General features: G+C 67.6%; 3 protein-coding genes. All 3 read left to right on the forward strand.

Going from position 1 to position 5,559, the window contains the following annotated elements; all coding sequences use genetic code 11:
• Positions 1 to 270 (forward strand): tryptophan synthase subunit alpha (locus J7E68_RS19470; RefSeq protein ID WP_251048487.1); only part of this gene is annotated, 270 nt, incomplete at its 5' end.
• Between the two features lie 10 nt (positions 271 to 280).
• Complete coding sequence (gene lgt, locus J7E68_RS00995; protein ID WP_215169029.1) at positions 281 to 1,309, forward strand: prolipoprotein diacylglyceryl transferase; 1,029 nt, start codon at positions 281 to 283, stop codon at positions 1,307 to 1,309.
• 135 nt (positions 1,310 to 1,444) lie between these two features.
• Positions 1,445 to 5,559 (forward strand): glutamate synthase large subunit (gene gltB / locus J7E68_RS01000; protein ID WP_215169035.1); only part of this gene is annotated, 4,115 nt, incomplete at its 3' end.

A 5,559-nucleotide genomic window follows, 5' to 3' on the forward strand; every position in this document is an offset into this window, starting at 1 on the left:
ATGGGCATCACCGGAGAGCGCACCGAGCTCGACCGCGCTGCGCGCACCCTGGTCGGCCGCCTGCGGGAGCACGGCAGCATCCGCGCCTGCGTCGGCATCGGCATCTCGACCGCCGAACAGATCGCCGGCGTCTCCGAGTATGCGGACGGCGCCATCGTCGGCACCGCACTCGTCCGCGCTCTGCGTGACGGCGGCATCCCCGCCCTCGCAGAGGTCACCCGAAACCTGGCCGTCGGCACGTCGTCGTCGCGCCCCGTACACGAGAACTAGAATCGCACTCATGTCCCTCGCGCTTCACAGCACCTTCAGCGGCGTGCTCGCCAGCATCCCGAGCCCCTCGGTCTCCTACATCGACCTCGGGCCGCTCCGGATCCACTTCTACGCGCTCTGCATCATCGCCGGCATCATCGCCGCCGTGCTGCTGACCAACCACCGCCTCACCAGGCGCGGGGCAGAGCCGTGGGTCGTGATCGACATCTCGATCCTCGCCGTGCCGCTCGCGATCATCGGCGCGCGCATCTTCCATGTGCTCACCCACCCGAACTTCTACTTCGGCGAGGGCAAGAACACCTGGAACCCGTTCGAGCCGGGATCCGTCTGGGCCATCTGGGAGGGCGGCATCGCCATCTTCGGCGCCCTCATCGGCGGCGCCATCGGCGCGTACCTGGGCTGCCGCTGGACCGGCATCCGCTTCTGGACCTTCGCCGACGCCCTGGCGCCCGGCCTTCTGCTCGCGCAGGCCATGGGCCGGTTCGGCAACTGGTTCAACAACGAGCTCTACGGTCTGCCGACCGATCTGCCGTGGGGCCTCGAGATCCCCTCCGACAACTCCGCATTCCCTCCCGGACTTCCCGAGGGCACCCTGTTCCACCCGACCTTCCTCTACGAGGTCATCTGGAACGGCCTCGGCGTCATCGTGCTGCTGTGGCTCAGCCGCAAGGCGACCGCCTTCCAGTGGGGCCGTCTCTTCGCCATCTACCTGATCTGGTACAGCGCCGGACGCGTGGTCTGGGAGTCGATCCGCATCGATCCGAGCGAGATCATGCTGGGGCTCCGCAGCAACGTCTGGGCCGCCATCATCGGCATCGTCGTGGGCCTCGCGATCCTCATCGTGCAGTCCCGTCGTCACCCCGGGCTCGAGCCATCGCCGTACCAGCCCGGCCGCGGCCGGACCGACCTCGACGCTGATGTAGAATCGCAGGACAATCCCTCCGATTTCGTGGACGTGAGTGAGCCTCCGTCCGAAGAAGACGCCGCAGGAGCCAGCGCCACAAGCACCGCTCCCACGGACACGGAAAGCGCTCGATAGCCGACCGGTCCGTGCGGACCCCATCGCATCCACCCGGCCAATGACGCCCCCGGGTCATCCGAAGATCTGAGGACGGTACTGGTGTATTTTCAGCCTCCCTACGGCGCCTCCGGCGCTTACCCGCCGAAGCAGGGCATGTACAACCCGGCGTTCGAGAAGGACGCCTGCGGCCTCGCCATGGTCGCGACCCTGCGCGGTGAAGCGGGCCATGACATCATCGCGCTCGCCCTCGAAGCGCTGCGCAACCTCGAGCACCGCGGCGCGATCGGCTCTGATGCCGGCACCGGCGACGGCGCAGGCATCCTGACCCAGATGCCCGACGCGTTCCTGCGTGCGGTCACCGAGTTCGAGCTGCCGCCCGTCGGTGAGTACGCGGCCGGCCTGGCGTTCCTTCCTCGCGACTCCAGCGAGCGCCGCCAGCAGAAGGCCGGCATCGAGAAGATCGCCCGCAGCGAGGGCCTGCGCGTCCTCGGCTGGCGAGAGGTCCCGACGGTCAACGACAATCTCGGCAAGCTCGCCGACGAGGCGCGTCCCGCTTTCGAGCAGCTCTTCGTCAGCGCCGGGGGAGCGACACACTCCGACGCCCCGCTCACGGGTATCGCACTCGACCGCGTGGCATACCGCCTTCGCAAGCGGGCCGGTCACGAGCTCGGCGCCTACTTCGTGTCGCTGTCGGCGCGCACGCTCGGCTACAAGGGCATGGTCACCACCCTGCAGCTCGAGCCGTTCTACCCCGACCTGCAGGACGAGCGGTTCATGTCCGAGCTCGCCGTCGTGCACTCGCGCTACTCCACGAACACCTTCCCCTCCTGGCCGCTGGCCCAGCCGCTGCGCATGCTCGCGCACAACGGCGAGATCAACACCGTGGGCGGAAACCGCAACTGGATGCGTGCCCGGCAGTCGCAGCTCGAGTCCGAGCTCCTCGGCGACGTCGCGCCGCTGCTTCCGATCTGCACCGACGGCGCCAGCGACTCGGCATCGTTCGACGAGGTGCTCGAGCTTTTGACGCTCACCGGCCGCAGCCTGCCGCACGCCATCATGATGATGGTGCCCGAGGCCTACGAGAAGCAGTCCGACATCTCGCCCGAGCTGCGCTCCTTCTACGAGTACCACTCGAACCAGATGGAGCCGTGGGACGGCCCCGCCGCGCTCATCTTCACCGACGGCACCGTGGTCGGCGCGACCCTCGACCGCAACGGACTGCGCCCCGGACGCTGGACCGAGACCACCGACGGTCTCATCGTCATCGGCTCCGAGACCGGCGTGCTCACCTTCGAGCCCGAGCGGATCAAGCGCCGCGGACGTCTGCAGCCGGGCAAGAGGTTCCCCGTCGACACGTCGCAGCAGCGCATCAGCGAAGACGAGGAGATCAAGCACGATCTCGCGACCCTGCACCCGTGGCAGGAGTGGCTGGATGCCGGATCCGTGCGACTCGCCGATCTTCCCGAGCGTGAGCACATCGTGCACCCGCCGGCGTCGATCACCCGTCGTCAGCGCACCTTCGGCTACACCGAGGAAGAGGTGCGCATCCTGCTCACCCCGATGGGGCAGACCGGCGTCGAGCCGCTCGGCGCCATGGGCTCGGACACCCCGATCGCCGTCCTGAGCAAGCGTCCGCGTCTGCTCTTCGACTACTTCACGCAGCAGTTCGCGCAGGTCACGAACCCGCCGCTGGACTCGATCCGCGAAGAGGTCGTCACCAGTCTGAAGCTCGGTCTGGGGCCTGAGAGCAATCTGCTCACCTGGGGTCCCGAGCACACCCGCACGGTCTCGCGGGACTTCCCCGTGATCGACAACGACGAGCTCGCGAAGCTCCGTCACATCGACAAGGCGATGCCCGACCGCTCGAGCGTCACGATCCGCGGTCTCTATCACTTCGACGCCGGCTCGAACACGCTCGAGAAGCGCCTCACCGAGATGTGCGCCGAGGTCGACGAGGCGATCGAGCAGGGCGCGGAGTTCATCATCCTGTCCGACCGCGACTCGAACAAGGATCTGACTCCGATCCCGTCGCTGCTCATGGTCTCGGCCGTGCACCACCACCTGATCCGTCGCGAGAACCGCATGAAGGTCGGTCTGATCGTCGAGGCCGGCGACGTGCGCGAGGTCCACCACGTCGCGACATTGATCGGCTACGGCGCATCCGCGGTCAACCCGTATCTGGCGATGGAGACGGTCGAGCACCTGGTGCGCACCGGATACATCACGGGGATCAGCACCGAGAAGGCCGTCAAGAACCTGATCTACGCACTCGGCAAGGGTGTGCTGAAGATCATGTCGAAGATGGGCATCTCGACGGTGTCCTCCTACGCCGGCGCTCAGGTCTTCGAAGCCGTCGGTCTGAGCGAGGAGTTCATCGACAAGTACTTCACCCGTACCGAGTCGAAGCTCGGCGGCGTGGGAATCCAAGAGATCTTCATCGAGAACCAGGCTCGCCACGACTACGCCTACCCCGAGGACGAGGCGGCGCGTGCACACGAGCGTCTCTGGAGCGGCGGCGAGTACCAGTGGCGTCGTGACGGGTCTCCGCACCTGTTCAATCCCGAGACGGTGTTCAAGCTGCAGCATGCGACCCGCGAGCGCCGATACGACATCTTCCGGGAGTACACCCAGCTCGTCGACGACCAGGCGGCCGAGCTCAAGACGCTCCGCGGCCTGTTCACGCTGCGCACGGGTACCCGCAAGCCGGTTCCGCTCGACGAGGTCGAGCCGGTGTCCTCCATCGTGAAGCGGTTCTCGACGGGAGCGATGAGCTACGGCTCGATCTCGAAGGAAGCACACGAGACTCTGGCGATCGCGATGAACCGCCTCGGCGGCAAGTCGAACACCGGCGAGGGCGGCGAAGACACCGACCGCCTGCTCGACCCTGAGCGTCGCAGCGCGATCAAGCAGGTCGCCTCCGGCCGCTTCGGCGTCACGAGCCTCTACCTCACCGAGGCGGATGACATCCAGATCAAGCTCGCCCAGGGTGCGAAGCCCGGCGAGGGGGGTCAGCTGCCACCGCAGAAGGTCTACCCGTGGGTCGCTCGCACGCGCGGCGGAACCCCGGGAGTCGGGCTCATCTCGCCGCCGCCCCATCACGACATCTACTCGATCGAAGACCTCAAGCAGCTCATCTTCGATCTGAAGCGGGCCAACCCCGAGGCGCGGATCCACACCAAGCTCGTCAGCCAGTCGGGCATCGGGGCGGTGTCCGCGGGTGTGGCCAAGGCGCTGAGCGACGTCATCCTGGTCTCCGGCCACGACGGCGGCACGGGTGCGAGCCCGATGAACTCGCTCAAGCACGCCGGAACCCCGTGGGAGCTCGGCCTCGCCGAGACGCAGCAGACGCTCATGCTCAACGGCATGCGCGACCGCGTGGTCGTGCAGGTCGACGGCCAGCTGAAGACCGGCCGCGACGTCATCATCGGCGCCCTTCTGGGTGCCGAGGAGTTCGGCTTCGCGACCGCCCCGCTCGTCGTCAGCGGATGCATCATGATGCGCGTCTGCCACCTCGACACCTGCCCTGTCGGCGTCGCCACGCAGAACCCCGTTCTGCGCGAGCGCTTCACCGGCAAGCCCGAGTTCGTCGTGAACTTCATGGAGTTCATCGCCGAGCAGGTGCGTGAGATCCTGTCGGAGCTCGGCTTCCGCTCGATCGACGAGATCGTCGGACGCACCGAGCTCATCGAGGCGAACGCCGCGCTCCAGCACTGGAAGGCAGAGGGCCTCGACCTGAGCCCCGTGCTCGAGGGCCCCGCGTTCCCGGCGAGCGAGCCGCGACGCAACCGCCGCACGCAGGACCACGAGCTGGAGAAGCACTTCGATGTGCAGCTCATCGACATCGCGAAGCCCGCACTCCTCAACGGAGAGCCGGTCGTGGTGGAGCTGCCCATCGCGAACACCGAGCGCGCCGTCGGCACGATGCTGGGCCACCAGGTCACGTCTCGCCACGGTGCGGCGGGCCTGCCTCGTGGCACGATCGACGTCACCCTCAACGGCACCGCAGGCCAGTCCCTCGGGGCGTTCCTGCCCTCCGGGATCGTGCTGCGGCTCGAAGGCGACGCGAACGACCACGTCGGCAAGGGCCTCTCGGGCGGCGACATCTCGATCCGTCCCGCTCGAGGCTCCGGCATCAAGCCGGAGGAGAACGTGATCGCAGGAAACGGGATCGGCTACGGCACCACCGCGGGGACGATGTTCCTCTCCGGCGTCGTCGGCGAGCGGTTCCTGGTGCGCAACTCCGGTGCGACCGCCGTGGTCGAGGGCGT

Source organism: Microbacterium sp. ISL-103, assembly GCF_018613995.1.
In the GTDB taxonomy this organism is placed as follows: domain Bacteria; phylum Actinomycetota; class Actinomycetes; order Actinomycetales; family Microbacteriaceae; genus Microbacterium.

Coding starts and splice junctions, on each gene's coding strand:
- lgt (WP_215169029.1), top strand. CDS start 281: ATGTCCCTCGCGCTTCACAGCACCTTCAGCGGCGTGCTCGCCAGCATC.